The sequence below is a fragment of the Chromobacterium alkanivorans genome (genome assembly GCF_016937655.1).
Taxonomy (GTDB): Bacteria; Pseudomonadota; Gammaproteobacteria; order Burkholderiales; family Chromobacteriaceae; genus Chromobacterium; species Chromobacterium alkanivorans.
The window spans coordinates 48,981-74,451 of sequence record NZ_JAFHKL010000002.1 but is presented as its reverse complement, the minus strand read 5'-3'; the positions used below and the strand labels follow the sequence as shown (position 1 = coordinate 74,451).

Here is a 25,471-nt window from a genome sequence, read left to right as displayed (position 1 = left end):
TGTCATGTATTCGCCAGCGCGCGCTCAATGCCGGCGGCCAGTTTCAGGATGTGATTGTCGCGGCCGAACAGCCCGCACACGCTCAGGCCGATCTGCGGCGTCAAAGGCAGACTGAGGGCGCAGCCATCCAGCAGGTTTACGATGCTGGTGTTGCGCAAGACCAGGCTGTTCGCCCGGGTGAAAGCGTCGTCGTCCACCAGTTCCGCCAGCTTGGGAGGGCGTATCGCCACGGTGGGCATCAGCCAGGCGTCGGCCATGGACAGACGCCGAGTGGCGGCGGCTTGCAAGGCGCGGCGTCGTTCTAGCGTGTCCAAATACTCGGCTATGCTTTGGCTGGCGCCCGCGCGGATGCGGCGGGCGATGCGCGGATCGTAGGCGTGGCCGTTTTCTCCTTGCAGCCGTTCCTGGTGCCAGCGCCAAGCCTCGGCGGCAACGATCCCGCCCTTGGCGTTGATGTCGGCAATCTGTCTCAGCTCGGGGAAGTCGAAGCGGACGATTTTGGCGCCGGCATTGGACAGGCGGGACAGCGCTTGCTTGAACGCCTGGGCGACGGCGGGGTCGAGCTGATCGGCAACGTAGTCTTCGGTGACGTACAGCCTGTGTTTGCCCAGGAGCGGGGCTTCGTTTTGGGCGAGAGCGGGAATCCGGCCCTTGCGCAGCACGGCGTCCAGGATCGTGCAACAGGACACCGAGCGGCCGAGCGCTCCAATTGAATCCAGCGACGGGGACAAGGGCAGGCAGCCTTGTTGCGGCACATGCCGCGCGGTGGGCTTGAAGCCGGTCAAGCCGCAAAAGGCGGCGGGGATGCGCAAGGAGCCGCCGGTATCGGTGCCCAGCGCGGCGGCGCTCAAGCCCAGGGCCACGCCGACCGCCGCGCCGGAACTGGAGCCGCCGGCAATGCGCTCTGGATCGGCGGGGTTGAGCGGGGTGCCGTAATGCGGGTTAAGCCCCAGGCCGGAGTAAGCGAACTCGCTCATATTGGTGCGGCCCAGCAGCACCGCGCCGGCCGCGCGCAGCCTGGCCACCGCGGTCGCGTCCTGCGCGGCCGGAGGCTCGGTCTTCAGCGCCAAGGAGCCGGCGGTGGTGACTTGGCCCTGGACGTCGAACAGGTCTTTGACCGAGAGCGGGATGCCGGAGAGCGGGGAAGGATAGCGCTTGGCCGCGTCGATGCCGCGGGCGGCGGCCAGCGCGGCCTCCGCGTCCACCTGAATGAAGGCGACGCCGCCGCCCTCCTGATGACGGCGAATGGCGTCGAGCGCGCGCTCAGTCAACGCTACGCTGCTGGTGCGGCCCTGGCGCAAGGCCTGGTGCAACTGCATCAAGGTCGGATTCATGCCGCCACCTCCAGCGCCTTGACGCGATAGGCGTGGCGCAGGCTCCGCCCCAGCACCGGGTCGTGCAGTTCCAGTTCAAACGCGTCGCCGTGGCCCAAGGGGGCCTTCACCGCCAAGGTGCCGCCGAACAGCACGGCGCCGACGGGCAGCGGCTGGCCCTGGCCATAACGTTCGATCAAGGTCAGCGGGTGCAATAGACTGGCGACGCTGCCTTCCTGGTAAAGCTCGCGCGCGCCGTTGCGGCTGCGCCAGCTGCGCATTCGCAGTTGATCCCAGTGCGGGAGCACTTCGTCGAAGCGCCACAGCTGGGAGCCGATAGGCTTGGCGCACATCTGTTTTGAAACCGTCACATCGTAAGCCTCTACCTGGCGGTCGGTGTGGTCCGAACCGACGCCTACGTACAAGTCGTCGGCGTCGGCCAGTAGCACGCATTCGACTTCGCCGGAAGAATGCGCGCGCGGCACTTCCAGTTCGGCGGCCGTGGTCAGCAGCTGGTGCGACAGGGGGTAGAAGCAGGGCGTGCTCGCCGGGGGGCGCACGCCCAGCGCCTCCAACTCGCGGATGTGATGTTCCACCGCGGCTCGATCCCGCCCGGTCCAGCCGGCGATGATCAATTGCGCAGGGGAAAACTTAAGCGGGCCTTGGCCAACAATATGAAGTTCCAACATGGCGGTCTCCTTGCTAGATGCGGCGTGTGGTGTTGCGTTTGAATTCTTCGATATGGTGTTGCATCAATGCCTGAGCGGCCACCGCGTCCCGGCGTTCAAACGCCTCCACGATGGCGAGGTGTTCGCGGTAGACCTGCTCCAGGTGGCTGGGCGCGGACAAGGACAGGAACCAGAAACGCGCCTGTTTTTCGTGCAAGGCGCGCAGCAATTCAGCCAATGTGCCGTTGCGCGAGGCGGCGGACATGGCGATGTGGAAAGCGAGATCCAGGGCGACCAGGCCGGCGATGTCGCGTTGGGCGATCAGCTGGGGCGAGCGTTCCACGATGCGCCGCATCGCGGCGATCTCGTCGTCCCTGGCGTTGTTGACCGCCAGTCCGACGCAGAACACTTCATTCAGCGCGCGCACGGAGGCCATCTCCATCAACTGGTCAAGCGACAGCGATGCGATCAACAAGCCCTTGCGGGGCAGGATGGACACCCATCCTTCCACTTCCAGCCTATGCAAGGCTTGATTGATCGGCCCGCGGCCCAGCGCCAGCAACTCCATGATGCGGGACTCGTTCAGCACCGCGCCGGGCGTGAACTCCGTTTCGCAATGAATGATCCGGCGCTTGATTTCCGCATAGGCTGATTCTCGTTGCGCAGCGCCGCTTGAGATGAGTGTCATCTTGATTTGCGCCCGTGAATGGTAAGTGAATGAACACTGATCGATCAGATGGCGGAAGGCAAGCGAGCGTGGTCTCGCAGGGGCTGGGCTTGATTTCAGGGGCGTTGATAGGCGTCGCCGCCAGGAAGGCGGCATGGCCGCGCGGGATACGCGTGAACAGGCTCTAGGCTGAGGCGGGACGATGAATGCGGAGGGGAAGAGGCTGAACGGGACGGATGCGACAATGCGTCGCCGCAGCGGCGGCGGGCTGAGAAGCGGCGCCGAAGGCCTTGAGGGACAAAGCGGGCGCCGCGAGGGCGGCGCCCGCTGGCGCGCTTACTTCACGCTGACGCCGCTGAACTCGTAATCGCCGAAGGGGCTGATCTTGAAGCCGCTCACCTCCTTGCGCATCGGCTGGTTGACGATGGAGTGGGCGATGGTGGTCCACGGCAGGTCGCGTTTGAAGATGGTTTGCGCCTGCGAATACAGTTTGGCGCGTTCGGCCTGGTCGTTCAGGGTGCGGGCCTTGACCACCAGCGCGTCGAACTCCTTGCTGCAGTAACGCGAGTAGTTGGAGCCGTTCACCGCCTCGCAGCTGAGCAGCACGCCGAGGAAGTTGTCCGGGCTGGCGTAGTCGCCGGTCCAGCCCATCAGGCCGGCGTCGTGCTCGCCGCGCTTCATCCGCTTCAGGTATTCGCCCCATTCATAGGACACGATCTTGGCCTTGACGCCGATCTTGGCCCAGTCCGACTGGATCATTTCCGCCATCAGCTTGGCGTTGGGGTTGTACGGCCGTTGCACCGGCATCGCCCACAAGCTCAGTTCGAAGCCGTTGGGGTAGCCGGCCTTGGCCAGCAGCGCCTTGGCGGCGGCCACATTGTAGGGCGCGTTCTTCAGGCTCTTGTTGTAGGACCACAGCGAGGAAGGGAAGGGGTTGCTGGCGGCCTGACCCTGGCCCTGGTAGACCGCGTCGATGATGGCCTGGCGGTTGATGGCCATGTCCAGCGCCTGGCGCACCTCGCGTTTTTGCAGTTGCGGCTTGTCCATATTGTAGCTGAGGTAGCCGATGTTGAAGCCGGGCGCGGTCAGCATCTTCAGCTTGGGGTCCGCCTTCATCACCGCCAGATCGCTGGGGCGCGGGTAGGACATGATCTGGCATTCGCCGGCCTTCATTTTCTGGTAGCGCACCGAAGGGTCGGTGGCGATGGCGAACACCAGATTGTCCACCTTCACCGCGCCCTTGTCCCAGTACGCCTTGTTGCCGGCGTAGCGGATCTGCGCGTCCTTCTGGTAGCGCTTGAAGATGAAGGGGCCGGTGCCCACCGGCTTCTGGTTGATGTCGGCGGCGCGGCCGGCCTTGAGCAACTGATCGGCGTACTCGGCGGACAGGATGGAGGCGAAGGGCATGGCGATCTTGATCGCCAGGTCGGCGTCCGGCGCCTTCAGCACGAAGCGCACCGTCTGCGCGTCCACTTTCTCCACCGCGCTGACGTTGCTGGCCAGGCCGGTGTCCACCGCGTAGGGGAATTCCGCGTTGTAGGCTTTGCGGAAGGGGTGGTTCTTGTCGAACATGCGCATGAAGGTGAACACCACGTCGTCGGCGTTGAAGTCGCGCGTCGGCTTGAAGTAGTCGGTGGTGTGGAACTTCACGCCCTGGCGCAGCTTGAAGGTGTAGACCTTGCCGTCGGGCGAGGCGCTCCAGGAAGTGGCCAGGCCGGGAATGGCCTTGGTCGAACCCTTCTCAAAGCCCACCAGGCGGTCGAACAGCGCGTGGCCGGCGGCGTCGAAGGTGGTGCCGGAGGTGAACTGGGCGGAGTCGAAGCCGTCCGGGCTGGCTTCGGAACAGTAGACCAGGGTGCCGGCGGCCTGGGCGGACGCGGCGAAAGCGGCGCAGCAGGCTGCGGCCAACAATTGCGCTTGGATCGTTTTCATTTCTATTTCCCTATTTGCAGAGCGATGAAGGGCGGCGTGCGCCGGCTTCAACAGTGCTTGGCGGGCCCTTGTGGGCTTTATTTGTCCATCTGTCCAATCCCCGCCTTGCGGCGGGCCGGCATGCGCACGGAATGAGCGTTTGACGCCGGGCCAAGCGCCGGGGGCGGGAAATGGAAGACCCTGCCAGCATATAGATTGTTCGCCCGGCGTCAATCGTGCGCTGCGGCGCAGCCGCGTCCGCATTCGCAATCCGCGCTGACGCCGCCGCCGGCTCATTTTAAAAATGACATTTAAAAACAGTTATTTGTGTCAGTTTCCAGGCGTTTCTGCGGCGCGGCGGCAGGCATAAGATAGGGATGCCTGCAAAAGGGCGTTTTTGTTTTCTCTGTAAAGCCAAGGAGAGCCAAATGCAAGCCAGCACGCAAGAAGCGGTGGTTGTGGTCAAACCCCGCAATCCGCGTCCGGTCCTGGTGCCGGTCCACTTGTAATCGGGTATGGACGGGGTAGCCGTTTCAGGCGCGAAGCCCTGACCGATCCGGATTCCGCGCCGCCGGCTTGCCGGCGGCCGCTCTCATCTTTAAAGAGGAGACGTCCTCGTGTCCCATCCTTCCGATCTTCGTTTTTGCCTGAACGGCGATGTGATTTCGCAGTCGCCGCTGGTGGTCAAGACCGCCGGCGACGAGGAACTGGAGATTTCCGCGGGCCTCGCCAACGCGGAGGAGGTCGGCGAGCTGATGGCGCGGTTGGCACGCGGCTGCAGCCAGCGGGACGCGGAGCGCATTCTGCCGCGGCAATCCGCCGACGAAGTGCGGCGCCTGCTGGTCAGCCTGGAGAACTACGGCGTGATCCGTCCGCTGGCGCCGGCGCGCGGCAAGACCGGGCTGGAGGTGCTGCTGGAGGTGGAAGACCTGTCCAACCGCCTGCTGTACCAGACGCTGTACCGCAATCCGTTCTGGACCCACTGTCAGAGCGCCAGCCAGCCGGGAGACATTCCGGAGCGGGTGTTCCACGGCATGGTGATCGAGAACTATCACTTTTTGTTCCGCGAAAGCTATTTCGACGCGCCGGTGCTGTCCTATGTGCCCAACACCCAGGCGCGGCTGGCGATGAACGCCTTCTTCGCCGAGGAGTACGGCCACGACGAACTGCTGCTGCAGGCGCTGAACCGCATCGGCATCAGCCGGGAGGACCTGGCCCACACCGTGCCCCTGCCGCAGACCATGGCGCTGTGCAACGCGCTGGCCTATTGGTCGCACAACGATCCGCTGTTCTTCTTCACCACGCTGGGCATTCTGGAGGGCAAGGACATCCGGCAGGATTCCTTCCTGGACGCCGCCTACCGGCTGGGCGTGGACGCGGACTTCCTGCGCCCGGTGAAGGCGCACTCGGACATCAATCTGAAGGGCGAGCACGGCAGCCTGACCCGCAAGATCTTCGCGCAGATTCCGGTGGTGGACCAGGAGACGGCGCGGCGCTTGCTGGCGCAAACCCATTTGTTCGTCGAACTCTACGACGCTTTCTACAGCGCGGTCTGGCGGCACTACCTGCACGCCGACACCCTGCTGCGCCGCATCGAGCATTACTGAGGAGGCAATATGCACGGACCCGGCACTCATGATCTGTTTCATTGCCCGGCGCTGCGGCCCGGGGTGGAAATCCAGCCGCAGGATGGCGGCGTGGCCCTGCTGTACCGCGAGCAGTCCTGCGACTTGCAAGTGGCCGACGAGGGCCGCCTGCAATTGCTGGCGCTGCTGGACGATCTGCAGCGCGCGCCGGCCAGCATGTCGGCGCTGCGCGCCGCCCACCCCGAACTGGCGGGGACCATTCCCGGCCTGCTGGAGGAGCTGGACCGGCTGGGGCTGGTGACCGAGGCTAGCTTCGCCTTGCCGGACGACGCGCTGTCCGGCTGCGAATTCAACACCCGGCTGCGCAATCTGGCGCAGCGGGCGATGCGCAAGCGCGGCCATTCCCGGCTGTACGGCATGCTGTCCGACGGCAGCGCGCCGCGCAATGTGCTGATCGGCTACGCGCTGGAGTATTACTATCTGGTGCGCGCGGCGCCGGGCCTGATCGCCTCGGCGCTGTCGCACGCTGACAGCCGGCAGAACCAGCGCAGCATCCAGCGCTTCCTGGTGTCGGAACTGGACCACGACCAGATGCTGGCCGAGAGCCTGGCCAGCGTGGACATGGAGGTGGAGGGGCTGGACCACCTGCAGCCCTTGCCGTCCACCTTCGCCTTGTGCGCGGCCTTGGGCGTGTTCGCGCGCCAGCACCTGCTGTCGTTCAAGAGCGTGCTGTTCCTGTTCGAGATGCCCGGCGACGAGTTCAACCGCGCGCTGGTGCGTTGCTGCGAGCGCGCCGGCCTGGACAAGGGCTTCTGGGAGCCCTTGCTGCGCCACGCCTACCTCAACGACACGCTGGGGCACGACGACATCACCGCCGAACTGTTGCAGGACATCAGCGCCATCAGCCGCGAGGAGCAGCTGGTGGTGGAGAAGAACCTGGTGCTGACCATAGAAACCATGGCGCTGCAGGACGAGGAAATCGTCGAATACTACAGCCGGCCGGACGCCTTGATGCCGCGGCTTTATCTGTAGCCCGCCCGGCGACGGCAGCCGAAGGAGACCGCGATGGAAGCCTGGCAAGTCACGCATTACCGCGCGCCGCATCTGGTGCCGTTCAGCGCCCACCTGGCCGACGACGGCCAGACCGTGGTGCTGGCGGCGGACGCCAAGGAGTACGAAATCCAGTTTTCCGGCGTGGACGGCGGCCGGGTGCTGGACAGCGTGCTGGCGATGGCCAATCCGGACGCGGAGATCTGGTTCGACATCCACGCAGGCTCGGCGCCGTCGTGGCAGCTGTCGCTGGCGCAGCAGCTGGACGCCTTGTCGCTGATCCGCGACGCGCCGGCGGACCCGGCGGCGCTGGAGCGGCAGCGCCGGCAGTGGAGCGCGCTGACCCGGCGTTGCGTGGACAAGCTGTTGGCGGCCACCGCCGCCGACGCGCGCGGCGCTTACGCGCCGGTGGTGCTGAGCATGCTGCGCTTGCTGGACGAGCCGGCGCCGCAGGCCGACGCCTTTTGCATCGACGACGCGGGCGCGCCGGAGTGGCGCGACAATTTCGCGCTGCAAACCTTCTATCTGCAAAAGCTGTACCTGGCCGACAATCTGCCGCAGGCGCTGACGCTGTGGCGGCGGGTGCTCAACGGTTTCGCCGACGGCGCCGGCTTCGTCGGGCTTAGTCGCCGCGAGGCCGGCACGGAGGAAGACCCGGCCAGCGAGGGCTTCTACTGCCCGGCGCATCTGGAGGCCTATCTGCTGTGCCTGACGGACCTGTTGCTGCTGGCGCCCAAGCCGCAGGCGCGGCGGCGGCTGGTCCATCGCGAACCGGCGTCGGCGGTGGACAGCGGCGTCAACTTCATGCGCCGCGCCGAGCAATTCGCGCTGGACGGCCTGGCCGAGCTGGGCGAATCCCGCTACGTGAGCCGGGTGAACGCCGCCGACGCCGGCTTCGGCCCCTTGGTGCAGGGGCTGTTCATCGAGCAATACCACGTCACCCAGCGCTTCGTCGAAATCATCGCGCCGCTGATGACCAAACGGCTGCGCAGCCCGCTGAAGCAACGCGTCTACCGTTACTTCCAGGAAGAGCTGGGCCACGAAGTCTACGAGCGCGCCACCTGCGAAGCGCTGGGGGTGCCGCCGGCCTGGCTGGACCAGGCGCTGCCGCTGCCGCTGTTCCAGGCCTATGTCGACGCCTTCACCGTGCTGGGCCGCTATGACCCTATCGGCTATCTGAGCTCCATCATGGTCACCGAGGGCATGCTGGGCGTCGACAATCCGGTGCACGAGCGGCTGGAGTCGCTGGTGGAGTTCCGCGCCGACTACCAGCGGGTGGCCAAGCGTCACGACGACCTCAACCTCGAGCTCAACCACGCCGCGCTGTCCCGGCTGTTCTTCCGCGAAATCAGCGCCTTGTCGCCGCTGACGCAGCAGCGCGCGCTGTCCAATCTGGCTTATCTGCTGGAGCTCAATCTGCGGGCGATGGACCAGGTGGCGGACTTCTACGGTCCGCAGGCGCAGCTGGCCGTCTGCTCGCTGGACCGCTATGCCGCGGCCGGCTGAGCGCGCGGCGGCTCAGGCCGCCTACGCCGCCAGCGTCAATCCGGCCTGGCTGGAGGTGTTGCGGCAATGCGGGCTGGACGCCAGGGCGCTGGAGGCGGAGGGCGGCTGGCTGCGGCTGGAGGACGGCCGGCGCTGGCTGGACTTCGTCGCCGGCTACGGCGCGGCGGCGCTGGGCCACCGGCCGCGTGAGCTGTTGGCCGGCCTGGCCGAAGACCTGTTCGATCCCGCGCCCAATCTGCATCCGCTGGGGTTTTCCGGCTTGGCTAGCGATCTGGCGGCGGAACTGCTGACATTGGCCGGCTTCGCCGACGGCAAGGCGCTGTTCGCCAGCACCGGCGCCGAGGCGGTGGAGGGCGCGCTGAAGCTGGCGCGGATGGCCAGCGGCCGCCGGCGCGCCTTGAGCTTCGACGGCGGCTTCCACGGCTTGACGCTGGAGGCTACCGCCTTGGCCGGCGGCGACTTCTGGCGCCAGGGCCTGCCGCGCGGCGAGGACTGCGCGGTCCTGCCCTGGGGCGACCCGGCCGCGGCGGCGGCGGAACTGGCGCGCGGCGACGTGGCCGCGGTGCTGCTGGAACCGGTGCAGGGCAGCGCCGGCGCGCGCGCCTGGCGCGGCGAGGACTTGCGGGAGCTGGCCGAGCAGTGCCGCCGCCACGGCGCCTTGCTGATCTACGACGAGGTCCAGTCCGGGCTGGGCCGCTGCGGCGCCTGGTTCGCCTACCAGGCGCTGGGCGCACCGGCGCCGGACCTGCTGATTGTCGCCAAGGGCTTGAGCGGCGGCGTGCTGCCGGTGTCGGCGCTGTTGTTTCGCGAAGACGTCTACCAGGCGGTGTTCGCCCGGCCCGGCTGCGCCAAGATCCACGGCTCCACTTTTGGCGGCAACAGGCTGGCGCTGAGCTGCGGCTTGCGCATGCTGGGCCTGCTGCGCCGGCTGGACGCGCCGGCGCGGGCGCGCGAGCGCGGCGAGGCGCTGCGGCGGCGTTGGCGCGGCGCCGGGCTGGAGGGTTTCGAGCTGGAGGGCATGGGCCTGATGCTGGCGCTGCGCGCCGGCCCGGCGGCGCAAGAGCGGCTGGGCGAGGCCGCCGCCGGCCTCTTGTGGCTGCAATTGCTGCAAGAAGGCGCGCTGACGGCCCCGGCGGCGCACGACGCCGCCGCGCTGCGCCTGCTGCCGCCCTTGAACGTGACGGACGCGGAGCTGGATTTTTTCCTGGAAGCCTGCCGGCGCGCGATCGCCGCGCTGGAACAAGAGGCGACGACATCATGAAGTTTGGACACGTATTGCTGGCGGTGCTGGTGGCGGCCATCTGGGGCCTCAGCTTCATCGTGGTGAAGATAGGGCTGACCGAATGCCCGCCGCTCTTGCTGGCGGCGCTGCGCTTCGTGGTGGTGTTCGCCGCCGGAGCCTGGTGGTTTTCGCGGCCGCCCTTGCCCTGGCGCTGGTATCTGCGCGCCGGGCTGTGTCTGGGCGTGATCCAGTTCGCCGGCCTGTTCTCCGCCATCAAGCTGGGCATGCCGGCCGGCATCGTGTCGGTGCTGGCCCAGTTGCAGGTGTTCATCACCTTGCTGCTGGCCAGCCTGCTGCTGGGCGAAACGCGCTCCCGGCTGCAAAAGGCGGTGATGGCGCTGGCGCTGCTGGGCGTGCTGCTGCTGGGTTACGCCCGTTATCAGGACGCCTTGCCCTTGCTGCCGCTGGCGCTGGCCTTGATCGGCTCGGCCGGCTTCGCCTGGGGCAATGTGGAGCTCAAGCGCGCCGGCAAGGTGGACATGTTCGCCTTCACCGTGTGGATGAGCCTGGTGCCGCCGCTGCCCTTGCTGCTGCTGTCCTTCGCGCTGGAGGGCGGCCCGGCGGCGGCCTGGAGCGCGCTGGCCGGTTTCGGCTGGAGCGCCACGCTGGCGCTGCTGTTCCTGGCGCTGATCGGCACGCTGTTCGCGCTGGGCAGCTGGGGCAAGCTGCTCAGCCTGTATCCGGCCACGCTGGTGGCGCCGTTCTCGCTGCTCAGCCCGGTGTTCGGCCTGCTGGGCGGCTATTGGATCCTGCACGAGCGCTACGACGCGCTCAGCATCGTCGCGTCGGCCTTGATCGTGGCGGCGCTGGCGCTGAACACTTACGCCGGCAAGCTGGACGCCGCGCGCGCCTGGCTGGCGGCGCGGGTTCAGCCTGGCAAGGGAGCCGCGCCGCGATGAGCGACAGCGAACTGGAAATCTCCACCGACAAGCACCGGCTGGACGTGGCGCTGATCCACGCTTTCCTGCACGATCACGCGCCCTGGGCCAAGGGCATTCCGCGCGCCACGGTGGAGCAGGCGATCGCCGGCTCGCTGTGCTTCGGCGCCTACCTGGACGGCCGGCAGGTGGGCTTTGCCCGCGTGGTGACCGATATGGCCACCTTCGGCTATCTGTGCGATGTGTTCGTGACGCCGGAACATCGCGGCCGCGGCTACGCCCGGCAGCTGATGCGGCGCGTCGCCGCCGAGCCGGCCTTGGCCCGGCTGCGGCGCATCGTGCTGGTGACCTCCAACGCCCACGAGGTTTACCGGCCGTTCGGCTTCGCCGCGCTGGAGCATCCCGAGCGCTATATGGAGCTGCACCGGCCGGAGGTCTACCAGGCTTAGGCCCGCTAACAAAACCCCTGATCCTGCGTCGGCGCGCCTTGGCTGAGGCGCGCCGCGCGGTTTTGTTAGCGGTTCTTAGAACGTGTTTACGATCTCGCGAGCTAAGGCGAGGCAAGGCGAAAACCGCTGAGAAAGCGGAATGTACGCGTGGTACATGAGCATTTCGAAGCGGTTTTTAACGCCGTATCGCCGACGCGCAGCAGATCGTAAACAGGTTCTTAGCCGGCCAGCGCGTCCAGCGACTCCGGCAACACCTGGCCGCCGTCCACGATCAGCGTCTGGCCGGTGATGAAGCCGGCTTCCTTGCTGGCGAAGAACAGCGCGGCGTTGGCGATGTCGTCGACGCTGCCCAGCCGCCGCAACGGCACCGCCGCCGCCATCTTGTCCAGATAGTCCTCGCCCAGTTCGCGCAGCCCCTCGGTCAGCACATTGCCCGGCAGCACCGCGTTGATGGTGATCTCGTCGCGCGCCAGCTCCAGCGCCGCGCTGCGCATGAAGCCCAGCTGGGCCGCCTTGCTGGCGCCGTAATGGCTCCAGCCGGCGTAGCCGGTGACCGGGCCGGTGATGGAGGAGGTCAGGATGACGCGGCCGTATTCGGCCTGGCGCAGATAGGGCAGCGCCGCCTGCACGCAGAGGAAGTTGCCGCGCACATTGGTGTGCTGCACCTGGTCCCATTCCTCCGCGCTCATGCTCTCCAGCGGCGCGGACGGGAACACGCCGGCATTGCAGCACAGCACGTCCAGGCCGTTCCGCGCGGTCTCCGACAGCAGACGGGCGACGTCCTCGGGCCGGCCCACGTCGGCGACATGGCCGGCCGCGCTCAGGCCTTCGGCCCGCAGGCGGGCCAGCGCGGCGTCCAGCTTGTCCCGGCTGCGGCCGCTGATCGCCACGCGCGCGCCGGCGCGGGCGAAGGCCCGGGCCAGGCCCAGGCCGATGCCGGCGGTGCCGCCGGTGATGAGTACGCTTTTGTCCTTGAGCGGGGTCAACATGGTTAGGTCTCCTTGAGCGAGGGGGTACGGGGGGAGGGCGGCGTCAGCGCAGCTCGGGATGGCCGCGCAGCCGCTCCGCCATCAATTCGATGAAGGCCCGGGTCTTGGCCGAGGCCAGCCGGCCTTCCTGATGCAGGAGGTGGATGGGCTGGCCGGCGTCGTCGTAGTCGGCCAGCAGCGGGAGCAATTGGCCGGCGGCCAATTGCGGCGCCACCTGATAGGACAGCAGGCGGGTGACGCCGAGGCCGGCCACCGCGGCGGCGATCGCCGCCTCGTTGTTGCTGACGGTCAGCCTGGGCTTGAGGCGCACGCTCAGCGGCTTGCCGCCGTCGTTGAAACGCCATTCGTGGCAGGAGCCCACGCCGCGCGAGGCGATCAGCGCGTGCCGCTGCAGATCCGCCGGCGACAGCGGGACGCCGCGTTCGGCCAGATAGGCCGGCGCCGCGCACAGCACTCGCCGCACCTGGCCGACGCGCAGCGCGCGCAGGCTGGAGTCCGGCAGCTCGCCGATGCGGACGGCCACGTCCACGCCTTCCTCCAGCAGATTGACCACCCGGTCCAGCAGCAAGGCGTCCACCGTCACCTCGGGGTGGCGGCGCAGGTAATCGTTGATTCCCGGCATCACGTAGCGCAGGCCGAACAGCGCCGGCGCGGTAACGGTCAGCAAACCGCGCGGCGGCGCGTTGCCGCCGGAGGCGGCTTCGTCCGCCTCGTCCGCCGCGGCGATCACGCGGCGCGCGTCCTCCAGATAGCGCTGGCCGGCCTCGGTGACGCGCACATGGCGGGTGCTGCGGTTGAGCAGCCGGGCCTGCAGCCGCGTTTCCAGCGCCGCCACCGCGCGCGTCACCGCCGGCGGCGACATGCCCAGCTTGCGCGCCGCGCCGGCGAAGCTTTCCGCCTCCGCCACCGCGATGAATACGGTCATCAAATGCAATCGGTCCATATTTTTTGCCGTGATTATTGCAACTGGCGAAACAGCGCATTGTGGCCCCGGGAAGGGAGGCCGGCAAGTGGCCGTTGGGACGGCGTCCGCGGTCGGCGAGCCGGGCCAACGCGCGCGTACCTTATAGGGCGGGTTGGCGCAGGGCGGCCGGATTATCCATTTGGTTTGACGCCATGAAAAAGAAAGATTGCGTTTTCAATGCCTTGTCCTTGTCTGTCAAGTGCGGATTCGAACATTAGAAAATTTGCATGTTCGATACAAACAGTGTTATAACTTATTAGGTTTTTCATCAGGCGCACACCGCGCCACTCAAAATCGACGGTTTCGCGCCGTCGAGCCCCGCGTTGAACGCACCTCATGTCCGGCCCGCGCCGGATGTCTTTTTACTGGCAGCTCTCTAGTTGTCGCGATCATTACAGCGGATCGCCGTGGCCTTGCCGGCCATTGCCTTCGCCAAGGAGGACGCAGATGCACAAAAGAGCGTTTAGCAAGCGCAGCATGATCGGGCTGATCCTGGTCGCCGTAGCGGCGGCGGGATTGATTTACGGTGTAAGCCCAGCCGTATGGACCGAGTACCGGGAAGATCTGATCTACCTGGGCCGGCAACATCTCTATCTGGTGGGCGTCTCCATGGCGCTGGCCCTGGCCGTGGGCTTGCCCAGCGGCGTGTTGCTCAGCCGTCAGCGGCTGAGGGGCAGCGCCGAGCACTGGATGCAGATTTTCAATATCGGCAACACCCTGCCGCCGATGGCGGTGCTGGCGCTGGCGATGGCCCTGATCGGGATCGGCGACGCGCCGGCCATCGTGGCGCTGTTCCTGGCGTCCTTGTTGCCCATCGTGCGCAACACCTACGCCGGCCTGGCCGGCCTGCCGCCGGCGCTGCTGGAAGCCGCCGACGCGCTGGGCATGACCCCGCGCCAGCGGCTGTGGCGAGTGGAATTGCCCAACGCCTTGCCGGTGATGCTGTCCGGCGTGCGCGTGGCGCTGGCGCTGAACGTAGGCACCGCGCCGCTGGCCTTCTTGATCGGCGCCAGCAGTTACGGCGAGCTGATCTTCCCCGGCATCTACCTGAACAACCACACCGCGCTGCTGCTGGGCGCCGGCGGCACCGCCTTGATCGCGCTGACGCTGGACCTGACGCTGGCCGGTCTGGGCCGCCTTGCCGCCGCCCGCGGCCTGGCCTGATCCGAACACCCCCCTGTCGCCCGTTCCGGCGGGCGCTCGCACGGAGGACATCTATGACAAAAGCACTTTTTTCCTCGCCCTGGCGCCGGCTGGCGCGCCGCGCGCTGGCGCTGGCGGCCTTGCTGACCGCCGCGCCGGCCTTCGCCGCCGGCCTGGTGCTGGGCAGCAAGAACTTCACCGAGCAGCATCTGCTGTCCGACATCACCACGCAGTACCTGGGCAGCAAGGGCTACCAGGTCACGCAAAAGCCCGACCTGGCGACGGTGATCCTGCGCAACGCGCTGGAGAATCGCCAGCTGGACCTGGTGTGGGACTACACCGGCACCGGCCTGATCATCCATCACGGCATCCAGAAGAAAATGAGCAACGAGGAGGCCTACGCCACGGTGAAGAAGCTGGACGAGCCGCTGGGGCTGATCTGGCTGAACCCGGCGCCGCTCAACAACACCTACGCGCTGGCGATGAAGCGCGAACGCGCCGAGGCCGAAGGCGTGCGCACCCTGTCCGACCTGGCGCGGCGGGTCAATGAAAACAACGGCGGTTCCAAGCGCTGGCAGCTGGGCTTCGACATGGAATTCGCCGGCCGGCCGGACGGCCTCAAGCCGATGCAGCAGCTGTACGGCATGGAATTGAGCCGGCCGCAGATCCGCCAGATGGACCCGGGCCTGGTGTACAACGCCATCCGCGACGGCTTCGTCGACGCCGGCCTGGTCTACACCACCGACGGCCGGGTCAAGGGCTTCGACCTGGTGGTGCTGCAGGACGACATGGCTTATTTCCCGGCCTACGCCGCCACCCCGGTGGTGCGCCGCGACACGCTGGAGCGCAATCCCGGCCTGGCCGACGAGCTGAACAAGCTGGCGGCGCTGCTGGACAACGACACCATGTCCGCGCTCAACGCCAAAGTGGACATCGAACACCGTCCGGTCAAGGAAGTCGCCAGCGAATTCCTGCGCCAGCGCGGCCTGATCTAAAGGAGGCCGGATGGAAACCCTATTGCAAACCTGCCAGTTCATCTGGCAAGACCTGCCGCAAATCGCCGCCCTGGCGGAGCAGCATCTGAGATTGGTGGGCATCGCCGTCGGGCTGGCGGTGCTGCTGGGCGTGCCCCTGGGCGTGCTGATCGTTCGTTTCCAGGCGCTGGCCGGCCTGGTGCTGGGCCTGGCCACCGTGGTGCTGACCATTCCGGCCATCGCCTTGTTCGGCCTGATGGTGCCGCTGTTCTCCATGATCGGCCAGGGCATAGGCGCGGTGCCTGCCATCACCGCCGCCTTCCTGTACTCCCTGCTGCCCATCGTGCGCAACACCCACACCGCGCTGACCCATCTTGAGCCCGGCGTGCGCGAAGCCGGCCGCGGCCTGGGGCTGACCTTCTGGCAGCGCCTGCGCTGGGTGGAGCTGCCGCTGGCCACGCCGCTGATCTTCGGCGGCATCCGCACCGCGGTGGTGCTGAACATCGGCGTGATGGCGATCGCCGCCATCGTCGGCGCCGGCGGCCTGGGCACCCTGATTTTGCACGGCATCAGCCAGAGCGACATTCGCAAGCTGATCGCCGGCGCGGTGGCGGTGAGCGTGCTCGCCGTCGCGATGGATTGGTTGTTGCTGCGCGCTCAGCGCGCGCTGACCCCGAAAGGAATTCGTTGATGATTGAACTGCAAAACCTCTGCAAGCAATTTACCCAGAAAAACGGCCAGGTCTTCCAGGCGGTGGACAATGTCAATCTGCACGTGCCGGAAGGCGAAATCTGCGTGCTGCTGGGCCCGTCCGGCTGCGGCAAGACCACCACCATGAAGATGATCAACCGCCTGATCGAGCCCACCTCGGGCAAGGTGCTGATCAACGGCGAGGACACCGCCGGCATCGACAGCGTGACGCTGCGCCGCCAGATCGGCTACGTGATCCAGCAGATCGGTCTGTTCCCCAATATGACCATCGAGGACAACATCACCGTGGTGCCGCGGATGCTGGGCTGGGACAAGAAGCGCTGCCGCGAGCGCGCGCGCGAACTGATGAGCATGGTGGCGCTGGACCCCAACCGCTTCTTGCAACGTTATCCGCGCGAGATGTCCGGCGGCCAGCAGCAGCGCATCGGCGTGATCCGCGCGCTGGCGGCCGACGCGCCGGTCTTGCTGATGGACGAGCCCTTCGGCGCAGTGGACCCGATCAACCGCGAACAGATCCAGAACGAGTTCCTGCAAATGCAGCGCCAACTGGGCAAGACCGTGATGCTGGTCAGCCACGACATCGACGAAGCGATCAAGCTGGGCGACCGCATCGCCGTGTTCCGTCAGGGCCGCATGGTGCAGTGCGCCGGCTCCGACGAGATCCTGGCGCGGCCGGCGGACGACTTCGTCGCCAGCTTCGTCGGCCAGGACCGCACCCTCAAGCGCCTGCTGCTGGTGCAGGCCGGCGAGGTGGCCGACCAGCAGGAAACGCTGACCGCGAGGCTGGACACGCCGCTGGCGGCCGCCTACGGCCTGATGGACGACAACGATCTGATGCACCTGACCGTGGTGGACGCCGACGGTCAGCCGCTGGGCTTTGTCCGCCGTCGCGACGCGCGCGGCGCGGACGGCGTGTGCGCGGACAAGATCAAGCCGGTGAGCGTGACCGCGGCGGCGGGCGAGAACCTGCGCGTGGTGCTGTCCCGCTTGTACGAGCACAATCTGACCTGGATGCCGGTGCTGGACGCCGACGGCCGCTACAACGGCGAAGTGTCGCAAGACTACATCGCCGGTTATCTGAATTCCGGCCGCACCTCGGCGCGCGCGCGCCAGACGGCGGTCTGACGCCGGGCGGGCCGAGAGTCAGACCGAAGGCTCTCCGTCCGCCGGGTCCGCCTCCCGCAAATGGGCGAGCAAATCGCCGGGCTGGCAGCCCAGCTGCCGGCACAGCGCGTCCAGCGTGTCCAGGCGCAGGCTCTTGACCTTGCCCAGCTTCAACAGCGACAGATTGTGCGGCGTGATGCCGATGGCCAGCGCCAGATCCTTGGATTTGATCTTGCGTTGCGCCAGCATGACGTCCAGCGTGATCACGATAGCCATGCCGGTCTCCCCAGTTTTTAATGTCTTTCCCAACAGCGGCTTACAGGCTTATGGGGGAAAACATACTCCGCTACGCCGCCGCATGGCAATGCGGACGGTTGCGGCCGCGCTGAGTAGTTTTACCTATGGGCAAGCGGGGTGGCCGGTCCTATGTTGGTAGGGCGGTGTTGCGTATCCACTGCGCCCGGGGCGCGGGCGGAGACGGTGAAATCATCGCCGCGCGGTAATTAATCATTGTTTTTGTCAGCTTGCGTGGAAATCGGCGGATTCATGCGCGGCCGGGCTTTGCGCCGCGCTTGTCTAACCCGGTTCCGGCTCCTTATAGTGATGGCCATGCAGAAGTTCAGCGCCGCGGCGACAGCGGACGAAGAGGGGCTCTTGGTATTTTTTGCGGCATATGGCCGCGCAGGAAGTGGAGGACGCGGACCATGGCGATCCGGACAGTAAGTGAGTTGCGCAAGCGGGCGGCGGCCGGCGAAACCCTGGATTTTCTGTTTTTCTGGGGACACCGGCCCAAACACGAGGACGGCGTCTGCAAGAGCTGTCTGAGCCAGTGGTTCCCGGCCGGCTTCGAGATCGACGGCCTTGGCTACGCCAGCGCCGAGCATTACATGATGGCGGAAAAAGCCCGCTTGTTCGAAGACGCGGAGGTTCGCGGCAGGATACTGGCCGCGGCCACGCCGGCCGAGGCCAAGGCCTTGGGCCGCCAGGTGCGCGGCTTCGACAGCGCCTTGTGGCAGCAGTGCTGCTGCGAGGTGGTGATGCGGGGCAATCTGGCCAAGTTCGAGCAAAACCCGGCGTTGGGCGATTTCCTGCGCGGCACCGGCGACGCCATCCTGGTGGAGGCCAGCCCGGTGGACTGCATCTGGGGCATAGGCTGGGCCGAGGACGACCCGCAGGCCAGCCTGCCGGAGATGTGGGACGGCAGCAATCTGTTGGGCTTCGCCTTGATGGAAGTGCGCGAGCGCCTGCGCTAGCCGCGGACGGTGCCCGGCAAGAAAAAACCCTGTCGAATCCGACAGGGTTTTTTCGTTCGGCGCAGCCGTTTATTGCTGTTCGGCGTGATAGCCGGTGACGCGCTCCACTTCTTCCTTGGAGCCCAGGAACACCGCCACCCGCTCGTGCAGCTTCTGCGGCTGGATGTCCATGATGCGCTGGCGGCCGTTGGTGGCCGCGCCGCCGGCCTGCTCCACGACGAAGGCCATCGGGTTGCCTTCGTACATCAGGCGCAGCTTGCCGGCCTGGTCCGGGGTGCGCGCGTCGCGCGGGTACATGAAGATGCCGCCGCGGGTCAGGATGCGATGCACCTCGGCCACCATGGACGCCACCCAGCGCATATTGAAGTCGCGGCCGCGCGGGCCGGTGCTGCCGGCCAGCAGTTCGTCCACATAGCGTTTCACCGGCGCTTCCCAGTGGCGCATATTGGACATGTTGATCGCGAACTCGCCGGTGCTTTCCGGCACCTTCATGTCCGGGTGGGTCAGCACGAAGGAACCTTGTTCGCGGTCCAGCGTGAAGCCGTTGACGCCGCTGCCGAAGGTCAGCACTAGCAGGGTTTGCGGGCCGTACACGGTGTAGCCGGCGGCCACTTGCTCGGTGCCGGGCTGCAGGAAGGCGTCTTCGGTGGCGTGGTCTATGCCCTCGGGACAGCGCAGGATGGAGAAAATGGTGCCCACCGAGATGTTGACGTCGATATTGGATGAGCCGTCCAGCGGATCGAACATCAGCAGATACTCGCCCTTGGGGTATTCGCCGGGGATGTGGTAGGGCAGCTCCATTTCCTCGGAGGCCATCGCCGCCAGGCTGCCGCCCCATTCATTGGCGTCCAGCAGGTAATCGTTGGCGATCACGTCCAGCTTCTTCTGCGCCTCGCCCTGGATGTTGCCGGTGCCGGCTTCGCCCAGCACGCCGGCCAGCGCTCCCTTGTTCACCGAATAGCTGATGGCCTTGCAGGCGCGGCCTACGGTTTCGATCAGCAGGCGCAATTCCGGCGGCAGCGAGCCGGCCTTGCGTTGCTGTTCGATCAAAAAGCGGGAGAGGGTGATGCGGCTCATGGCAATCCTTAGCTTTGGGTGGTGCGCGAATGATAAGGCCGGCGCGGCGCCGGCACAACGCGGCATTATAGCGGATAAGCCGTTTGCAGTCGTCATGTGGCGGCTTGGCCAGGCTCAGCCGTCGCCGTTCAGCGGCGCCAGCGCCGCCAGCAGCAGCTCGATGTCGGCAGGGGCCACGCCGCGCATCGCGTCGCGGCAGGCCTGGTCGGCGGAGAGCCGGGCGTGCTGGTAAAGCTCGGCGCCGGCTGGGCTCAGGCAGGCGTAGCCGACGCGTGCGTCGCGCGCATCGGCTTGGCGTTCGACCAGGCCGATTTTCTCCAGCGGCAGCAGCGCGCGGGTGGCGCCGGACACCGTCAATCCCAGGCAGGCGGCCAGTTCGGTGCGCCGCAGCCGCCCGGCCTCGGCATGGCGTAGATGGTGCAGGATCATGAAGTCGCCAAAGCTGAGACCGTGCAGATTGGATAGCCGCTGATCCAGCTTGCGGGTCAGCGCGGACTGGGCGCGCATCAGGCGCAGGCAGAAGGTCAGCTCCGCGGCGGCGTCAGACATGGGCGCGCTCCGGTTCCGCATCCGCCTGCAGCCGCAGCCTTTCCTCCACGCTTGGCGCTTCGAACAAGGCGTCCATCGCATCGAACATCGCCGGGCTGACGGTGAAGGAAAAGGTGTCGCCGCCCTCGGTATTGCGCCGCATCACGCGTTGCTTGCGCTCGGCGCGCTCGGCGTCGACGAAGACATCGCGCAGCGGGTAGCCGGCTTCAGCCGCCAGCCGGCGCCAACGCTCGCGGTCCGCCACTCGCATCAGGCCCAGGTCCAGCGCCACCTCGCCGCCGGCGGCCAGGATTTGCCGGCAGAGCGGCCAGATCAGCGCTTCGCAGCGCGCCACGCGCGCCAGCGCCCATTCCATCGTGATCGGCTGCGGGCAGTCCGCGCCGAATAGCGTCTGCATCCAGTCGTCGATGGAAAAGACGATGGCCTGGCGGCTGGCCGCCAGCTTGCGCGCCAGCGTGGATTTGCCGGCGCCTTGCGGGCCGTAGATCAGATGTAGGGTCGGCATTTTAGTTTCCAGATTGTTGAGCAATCAACTATATGGCCATGGCATTTTTCCGTCAAGGCCAGGCGGCGATAGGGTCGGCGATTCCTCGGCAACCACGGCGAAGCGCGGCTATGAATAAAGACAGGATCAAGCCGAGCGGGGAATCATCATGGCGAGAGCGATATTGGCGCTGCTATTGCTGTTGACGGCATGGCAGGCGCGGGCGATCACCATCTACACCGAGGACTGGCCGCCCATCACCTTTCAACACAACGGCGTGCCGGACGGCATGGCGGTGGAAGTGGTGCGCGAGATCCAGGCGCGCATGCACGACAACAGCGCCATCGACGTAGTGCCCTGGGCGCGCGGCTACAAGGAGTTGCTGACCACGCCGGGCGTGATGCTGTTCACCGTGGGGCGCAACGACACCCGGGAGAAGCAGATGACGCTGCTCGGGCCCATCGCCATTTCGCAAACCGTGCTGCTGGCGCGCAAGGGCGAGGCGGCCGGCCTGCTGGCTCTGGGCAACGGCATTTATCACCGGCCAGTGGGCGCTTACCGCGGCAGCATCTTCGCCGACGCGGCGATCGCGGCCGGCTTCATCGAGGTGGATCTGGCGCCCACCCCGCAGATCACCGCGCAGAAGCTGCTGGTCGGCCGCTACGATATGTGGTCGGAGGGCGGCTTCGTCGTCGCCTCGGTGCTGAAGGACATCCACCAGCCGGCGGACGCGGTGGAAGTGGTGCGGGTGCTGGAAACGCTGGAGCTCTATCTGGCGTTTTCGCGCGGCACCTCGCCGGCGGAGGTCAAGCGTTGGCAAACCGCGTTCACCGCCGTCAAGAAAGACGGCAGCTTCAAACGCATCTACAACAAATGGCTGCCGCGCGACACCGCGCCGATGGACGTCAAGCTGATTGGCTTGCCGCCCACCGCCGCTCATTGACGCCGTAGCGGTTCAACGCCGCAGCGCGGCAGACGTTGAAGCGGTCCTCAGAACCTGTTCAAAGTCTCGCGAGCAAGAGCGAGACAAGGCGAAAACAAGCGAAAAAGCGGAATGTACGAGGGGTACATGAGCATTTTGAGCTGGTACTCGCCGTGCAAGGCTTCACGAAGCGCAGCGGACTTTGAACAGGTTCTCAGGGCGCGTCCGGGCGGGCGGCCTCGCTCTCCAGCCAGCGGCAGAAGGCGGCGACGGCGGCGTCCTCCGCCGCCGCGCGCGGCGCCACCCAGCAATAATCGCGCACCGTGGCCACCGGCGCCGGCAACGGCGACAGCAGCACGCCGGCGTCTATCTGCGCCTGCGCCATCGGCATCGGCCCCAGCACCACGCCCAGGCCGTTGATCGCCGCCTGCAAGGCCAGCGAGAAACTGTCGAAGTGCAGGGCGCTGGCCGGCTTCAGCTCCGGCACCCCGGCCAGGGTCAGCCAGCGCTGCCAGGCGGTGGGGCGGGTGTCGGCGTAGAGCAGGGTATGGCGCGCCAGGTCCGCCGGGCTGGCGATGGGCGCGGCGGCCAGCAGCGCCGGGCCGCACAGCGGCAGCTCCCACTCCTTGAGGAAGGGCTTGGCGATGTGGCCGGGCCAGTCGCCGGGGCCGCGGCGGATGGCGATGTCGAACGGGCTGTCCAGCCGGCTGATGTCGCGGTCCGAAGTGGCCAGGTGCAGCTCCAGCTCCGGAAACTGCTCGCGAAAACGGCTGAGCCGCGGCAGCAGCCAGTGCAGGGCGAAGGTGGGCGTGGAGTTGACGCTGACCCGGCGCCGGCGGTCCGCCTGCAGCAGCTGCGAAGTGGCGTTGGCGATCAGATCCAGACCGTCCTGCACCTGCACCAGATAGCGCCAGCCGGGGTCGGTCAGCTTGACCCTGCCGCCGCTGCGCTCGAACAGCGGCACGCCCAGCCAATCCTCCAGCTGCTTGATCTGCTTGCTCACAGCCCCGTGGGTGACGAAGAGTTCGCCGGCGGCGGCGGAAAAGCTCTCCAGCCGAGCCGCCGCCTCAAAAATACGCAGGGTGTTGAGAGGGGGGTAAGTGCTCATGCTGTGATTTTAACTCACAATCTATGTTGCGATAACTCGTTTGAAAGCGGACGGCTAACAGCGTAATCTTCAGGCATGAAATCAAGGCCGCGTCGCTCGGCGTCGCAAGCGCGCGGCCTTGACGGCGCAGCCGAAGCCTTACCTCATTGTCCCGCAGCGTCGGAGTCCCGGCCTTGCCGGGGACGCTGCCAACAACCCAAGCCATAAAGGTCCAAAGTCATGCTGGAAGCTTACCGTCAACACGTGGCCGAGCGCGCCGCGCTGGGCATCCCGCCGCTGCCGCTGTCCGCCAAGCAAGTGGAAGCGCTGGTGGAACTGCTGAAAAACCCGCCCAAGGGCGAAGAAAGCACCCTGGTCGAACTGATCACCCACCGCGTGCCGCCGGGCGTGGACGACGCCGCCAAGGTCAAGGCTTCCTTCCTGGCCGCCGTGGCCGAGGGCGACGCCCAATCCCCGCTGATCTCCCGCGAGCTGGCCACCCAGCTGCTGGGCACCATGCTGGGCGGCTACAACATCAAGCCGCTGATCGACCTGCTGGACGACGCCGCCGTGGCGCAGATCGCCGCCGACGGCCTGAAGAAAACCCTGCTGATGTTCGACGCCTTCCACGACGTGAAGGAAAAGATGGACAAGGGCAACGCCTTCGCCAAGGAGGTGGTGGAATCCTGGGCCAAGGCCGAATGGTTCACCAGCCGCCCGGCCGTGGCCGAGAAGATCACCGTCACCGTGTTCAAGGTCACCGGCGAAACCAATACCGACGACCTGTCCCCGGCGCCGGACGCCTGGAGCCGCCCGGACATCCCGCTGCACTACCTGGCCATGCTGAAGAACGCCCGTCCCGGCATCACCCCGGAAGAAGACGGCAAGCGCGGCCCGATGCAGTTCATCGAAGACCTGAAGCAAAAAGGCCACCTGGTCGCCTACGTCGGCGACGTGGTCGGCACCGGCTCCAGCCGCAAATCCGCCACCAACAGCGTGATCTGGGGCACCGGCGAAGACATTCCCTACGTGCCGAACAAGCGCTTCGGCGGCGTGTGCCTGGGCGGCAAGATCGCCCCCATCTTCTTCAACACCCAGGAAGACTCCGGCGCGCTGCCTATCGAAGTGGACGTGTCCAAGATAGACATGGGCGACGTGATCGACATCTACCCGTATGAAGGCAAGATCGAGAAGGCCGGCCAGAAGATCGCCGACTTCGCGCTCAAGTCCGACGTGATCCTGGACGAAGTGCGCGCCGGCGGCCGCATCAACCTGATCATCGGCCGCGGCCTGACCGGCAAGGCGCGCGAAGCGCTGGGTCTGCCGGCGTCCGCCGAATTCCGCCTGCCCAAGTCCCCGGCCGATTCCGGCAAGGGCTTCAGCCTGGCTCAGAAAATGGTTGGCCGCGCCTGTGGCCTGCCGGAAGGCCAGGGCGTGCGCCCGGGCACCTACTGCGAACCGAAGATGACCACCGTCGGCTCCCAGGACACCACCGGTCCGATGACCCGCGACGAACTGAAAGACCTGGCTTGCCTGGGCTTCTCCGCCGATCTGGTGATGCAGTCCTTCTGCCACACCGCCGCCTATCCCAAGCCGGTGGACGTGAAGATGCACAAGGAACTGCCGGCCTTCATCTCCACCCGCGGCGGCGTATCGCTGCGCCCGGGCGACGGCGTGATCCACAGCTGGCTGAACCGCCTGCTGCTGCCGGACACCGTGGGCACCGGCGGCGACAGCCACACCCGCTTCCCGATCGGCATCTCCTTCCCGGCCGGCTCCGGCCTGGTGGCCTTCGCCGCCGCCACCGGCGTAATGCCGCTGGACATGCCGGAATCGGTGCTGGTGCGCTTCAAGGGCAAGATGCAGCCGGGCGTGACCCTGCGCGATCTGGTCAACGCCATCCCGCTGTACGCGATCAAGCAAGGCCTGCTGACCGTGGCCAAGGCCGGCAAGAAAAACGCCTTCTCCGGCCGCATCCTGGAAATCGAAGGCTTGCCGGATCTGAAGGTGGAGCAAGCGTTTGAGCTGTCCGACGCCTCCGCCGAGCGTTCCGCCGCCGGTTGCACCGTGCATCTGGACAAAGCGCCGATCATCGAATACATGACCTCCAACATCACCCTGATGAAGACCATGATCGCCAACGGCTATCAGGACGCGCGCACGCTGGAACGCCGCATCAAGGCGATGGAGGCCTGGATCGCCAATCCGCAGCTGCTGAAGGGCGACGCCGACGCGGACTACGCGGCGGTGATCGACATCGATCTGGCCGACATCCACGAGCCCATCGTGGCCTGCCCGAACGACCCGGACGACGTGAAAACCCTGTCCGACGTGGCCGGCGCCAAGATCGACGAAGTGTTCATTGGTTCTTGCATGACCAATATCGGCCACTTCCGCGCCGCTTCCAAGCTGCTGGAAGGCAAGCGCGACATCCCGGTGAAACTGTGGGTGGCGCCGCCGACCAAGATGGACGCCGAACAGCTGACCGCGGAAGGCCATTACGGCACCTTCGGCACCGCCGGCGCGCGTATGGAAATGCCGGGCTGCTCGCTGTGCATGGGCAACCAGGCGCAGGTGAAGGAGGGCGCCACCGTGATGTCCACCTCCACCCGCAACTTCCCCAACCGTCTGGGCAAGAACTCCAACGTCTACCTGGGTTCCGCCGAACTGGCCGCGATCTGCTCCCGTCTGGGCCGCATTCCGACCAAGGAGGAATACATGGCCGACATCGGCGTGCTCAACCAGAAGGCCGGCGAAGTGTACCGCTACATGAACTTCAACGAGATCGCCGACTACCAGGAACTGGCCGACACCGTGAAGGTGTAATCAAGTCAATGATTTGATGCTCCGCCCGAGGGCGAGGCTTCGGGGCGTCCCAATGGATGCCCCCGGCCATACCCCAAA

The 25,471-nt window shown here is 66.6% G+C and carries 24 protein-coding genes; 13 read left to right on the top strand and 11 right to left on the bottom strand.

The genetic code is table 11. The features are described from left to right. Positions 1-2: 2 nt before the first annotated feature. The 4 genes from JW897_RS04065 to JW897_RS04050 all read right to left on the bottom strand — a co-directional run bounded on the left by JW897_RS04065 (position 3) and on the right by JW897_RS04050 (position 4,580). Complete coding sequence (locus JW897_RS04065; RefSeq protein ID WP_205465239.1) at positions 3-1,334, bottom strand: amidase; 1,332 nt, start codon at positions 1,332-1,334, stop codon at positions 3-5. Beyond that, positions 1,331-2,002 carry a DUF2848 domain-containing protein gene (locus JW897_RS04060; RefSeq protein WP_205465238.1) on the bottom strand — a complete coding sequence of 224 codons (672 nt, stop codon included), beginning with the start codon at positions 2,000-2,002 and terminating at the stop codon, positions 1,331-1,333. Before JW897_RS04060 ends, JW897_RS04065 begins: the two co-directional genes overlap by 4 nt. A 13-nt stretch (positions 2,003-2,015) precedes the next feature. Next, the gene (locus JW897_RS04055) at positions 2,016-2,669 is read right to left on the bottom strand and encodes a GntR family transcriptional regulator (RefSeq protein WP_205465237.1); all 654 of its coding nucleotides are present in this window, start codon (positions 2,667-2,669) and stop codon (positions 2,016-2,018) included. Between the two features lie 315 nt (positions 2,670-2,984). After that, positions 2,985-4,580 (bottom strand): ABC transporter substrate-binding protein, encoded by a 1,596-nt coding sequence (locus JW897_RS04050; protein WP_048415325.1) that lies wholly within the window; start codon positions 4,578-4,580, stop codon positions 2,985-2,987. 596 nt (positions 4,581-5,176) lie between these two features. Here JW897_RS04050 and JW897_RS24235 point away from each other — a divergent pair. Genes JW897_RS24235 through JW897_RS04020 form a run of 6 tightly spaced genes read left to right on the top strand, consistent with a single transcriptional unit; the run spans position 5,177 to position 11,310 of the window. Then, entirely contained in the window at positions 5,177-6,166 is a 990-nt protein-coding gene (locus JW897_RS24235) for an iron-containing redox enzyme family protein (protein ID WP_205465236.1), read from the top strand. 9 nt (positions 6,167-6,175) lie between these two features. Beyond that, positions 6,176-7,177 carry a hypothetical protein gene (locus tag JW897_RS04040; protein WP_048415323.1) on the top strand — a complete coding sequence of 334 codons (1,002 nt, stop codon included), beginning with the start codon at positions 6,176-6,178 and terminating at the stop codon, positions 7,175-7,177. Positions 7,178-7,210: 33 nt separating this feature from the next. Next, positions 7,211-8,701: a hypothetical protein gene (locus JW897_RS04035; protein ID WP_205465235.1), complete on the top strand. Its 1,491-nt coding sequence runs from the start codon at positions 7,211-7,213 to the stop codon at positions 8,699-8,701. After that, complete coding sequence (locus JW897_RS04030; RefSeq protein WP_205465234.1) at positions 8,685-9,962, top strand: aspartate aminotransferase family protein; 1,278 nt, start codon at positions 8,685-8,687, stop codon at positions 9,960-9,962. Before JW897_RS04035 ends, JW897_RS04030 begins: the two co-directional genes overlap by 17 nt. Further along, positions 9,959-10,882, top strand: a complete 924-nt coding sequence (locus JW897_RS04025; RefSeq protein WP_048415321.1) for an EamA family transporter — start codon at positions 9,959-9,961, stop codon at positions 10,880-10,882. Before JW897_RS04030 ends, JW897_RS04025 begins: the two co-directional genes overlap by 4 nt. After that, entirely contained in the window at positions 10,879-11,310 is a 432-nt protein-coding gene (locus tag JW897_RS04020; RefSeq protein WP_205465233.1) for a GNAT family N-acetyltransferase, read from the top strand. Before JW897_RS04025 ends, JW897_RS04020 begins: the two co-directional genes overlap by 4 nt. 218 nt (positions 11,311-11,528) lie before the next feature. Here JW897_RS04020 and fabG read toward each other — a convergent pair whose 3' ends face one another. Beyond that, positions 11,529-12,299 (bottom strand): 3-oxoacyl-ACP reductase FabG, encoded by a 771-nt coding sequence (fabG, locus tag JW897_RS04015; RefSeq protein ID WP_205465232.1) that lies wholly within the window; start codon positions 12,297-12,299, stop codon positions 11,529-11,531. 43 nt (positions 12,300-12,342) lie between these two features. Next, positions 12,343-13,224, bottom strand: a complete 882-nt coding sequence (locus JW897_RS04010; RefSeq protein ID WP_231589316.1) for a LysR family transcriptional regulator — start codon at positions 13,222-13,224, stop codon at positions 12,343-12,345. A 486-nt stretch (positions 13,225-13,710) separates the two neighbouring features. Here JW897_RS04010 and JW897_RS04005 point away from each other — a divergent pair, with 486 nt between their 5' ends. The 4 genes from JW897_RS04005 to JW897_RS03990 are packed head-to-tail and all read left to right on the top strand — an operon-like array spanning position 13,711 to position 17,216. Next, positions 13,711-14,427, top strand: coding sequence for an ABC transporter permease (locus tag JW897_RS04005; protein WP_048415317.1), 717 nt, complete (start codon positions 13,711-13,713; stop codon positions 14,425-14,427). A 53-nt stretch (positions 14,428-14,480) separates the two neighbouring features. Further along, positions 14,481-15,401: a glycine betaine ABC transporter substrate-binding protein gene (locus JW897_RS04000; RefSeq protein WP_048415316.1), complete on the top strand. Its 921-nt coding sequence runs from the start codon at positions 14,481-14,483 to the stop codon at positions 15,399-15,401. Positions 15,402-15,411: 10 nt separating this feature from the next. Further along, positions 15,412-16,071, top strand: a complete 660-nt coding sequence (locus JW897_RS03995; protein ID WP_048415315.1) for an ABC transporter permease — start codon at positions 15,412-15,414, stop codon at positions 16,069-16,071. Beyond that, positions 16,071-17,216 carry an osmoprotectant ABC transporter ATP-binding protein OsmV gene (locus tag JW897_RS03990; RefSeq protein WP_048415314.1) on the top strand — a complete coding sequence of 382 codons (1,146 nt, stop codon included), beginning with the start codon at positions 16,071-16,073 and terminating at the stop codon, positions 17,214-17,216. Before JW897_RS03995 ends, JW897_RS03990 begins: the two co-directional genes overlap by 1 nt. A gap of 18 nt (positions 17,217-17,234) precedes the next feature. Here JW897_RS03990 and JW897_RS03985 read toward each other — a convergent pair whose 3' ends face one another. Continuing rightward, complete coding sequence (locus JW897_RS03985; RefSeq protein ID WP_048415313.1) at positions 17,235-17,471, bottom strand: helix-turn-helix domain-containing protein; 237 nt, start codon at positions 17,469-17,471, stop codon at positions 17,235-17,237. Between the two features lie 428 nt (positions 17,472-17,899). Here JW897_RS03985 and JW897_RS03980 point away from each other — a divergent pair, with 428 nt between their 5' ends. Continuing rightward, positions 17,900-18,448, top strand: a complete 549-nt coding sequence (locus JW897_RS03980; protein ID WP_205465231.1) for an NADAR family protein — start codon at positions 17,900-17,902, stop codon at positions 18,446-18,448. A gap of 69 nt (positions 18,449-18,517) precedes the next feature. On the opposite strand, the gene JW897_RS03975 is transcribed toward JW897_RS03980, so the two are convergent. From JW897_RS03975 to JW897_RS03965, 3 genes are all read right to left on the bottom strand, one after another. Beyond that, the gene (locus JW897_RS03975; protein WP_048415311.1) at positions 18,518-19,525 is read right to left on the bottom strand and encodes a class 1 fructose-bisphosphatase; all 1,008 of its coding nucleotides are present in this window, start codon (positions 19,523-19,525) and stop codon (positions 18,518-18,520) included. Positions 19,526-19,639: 114 nt separating this feature from the next. Then, positions 19,640-20,074: a MarR family winged helix-turn-helix transcriptional regulator gene (locus JW897_RS03970; RefSeq protein ID WP_205465230.1), complete on the bottom strand. Its 435-nt coding sequence runs from the start codon at positions 20,072-20,074 to the stop codon at positions 19,640-19,642. Next, positions 20,067-20,579: a P-loop nucleotide/nucleoside kinase family protein gene (locus JW897_RS03965; RefSeq protein ID WP_205465229.1), complete on the bottom strand. Its 513-nt coding sequence runs from the start codon at positions 20,577-20,579 to the stop codon at positions 20,067-20,069. Before JW897_RS03965 ends, JW897_RS03970 begins: the two co-directional genes overlap by 8 nt. Before the next feature lie 148 nt (positions 20,580-20,727). On the opposite strand from JW897_RS03965, the gene JW897_RS03960 reads away from it, so the two are divergent. Continuing rightward, positions 20,728-21,501 carry a substrate-binding periplasmic protein gene (locus JW897_RS03960; RefSeq protein ID WP_048415308.1) on the top strand — a complete coding sequence of 258 codons (774 nt, stop codon included), beginning with the start codon at positions 20,728-20,730 and terminating at the stop codon, positions 21,499-21,501. Between the two features lie 193 nt (positions 21,502-21,694). On the opposite strand, the gene gcvA is transcribed toward JW897_RS03960, so the two are convergent. Next, positions 21,695-22,588 carry a transcriptional regulator GcvA gene (gcvA, locus tag JW897_RS03955; RefSeq protein ID WP_048415307.1) on the bottom strand — a complete coding sequence of 298 codons (894 nt, stop codon included), beginning with the start codon at positions 22,586-22,588 and terminating at the stop codon, positions 21,695-21,697. 219 nt (positions 22,589-22,807) lie between these two features. Here gcvA and acnB point away from each other — a divergent pair, with 219 nt between their 5' ends. After that, positions 22,808-25,393 (top strand): bifunctional aconitate hydratase 2/2-methylisocitrate dehydratase, encoded by a 2,586-nt coding sequence (gene acnB / locus JW897_RS03950; RefSeq protein WP_205465228.1) that lies wholly within the window; start codon positions 22,808-22,810, stop codon positions 25,391-25,393. Positions 25,394-25,471 lie beyond the last annotated feature (78 nt).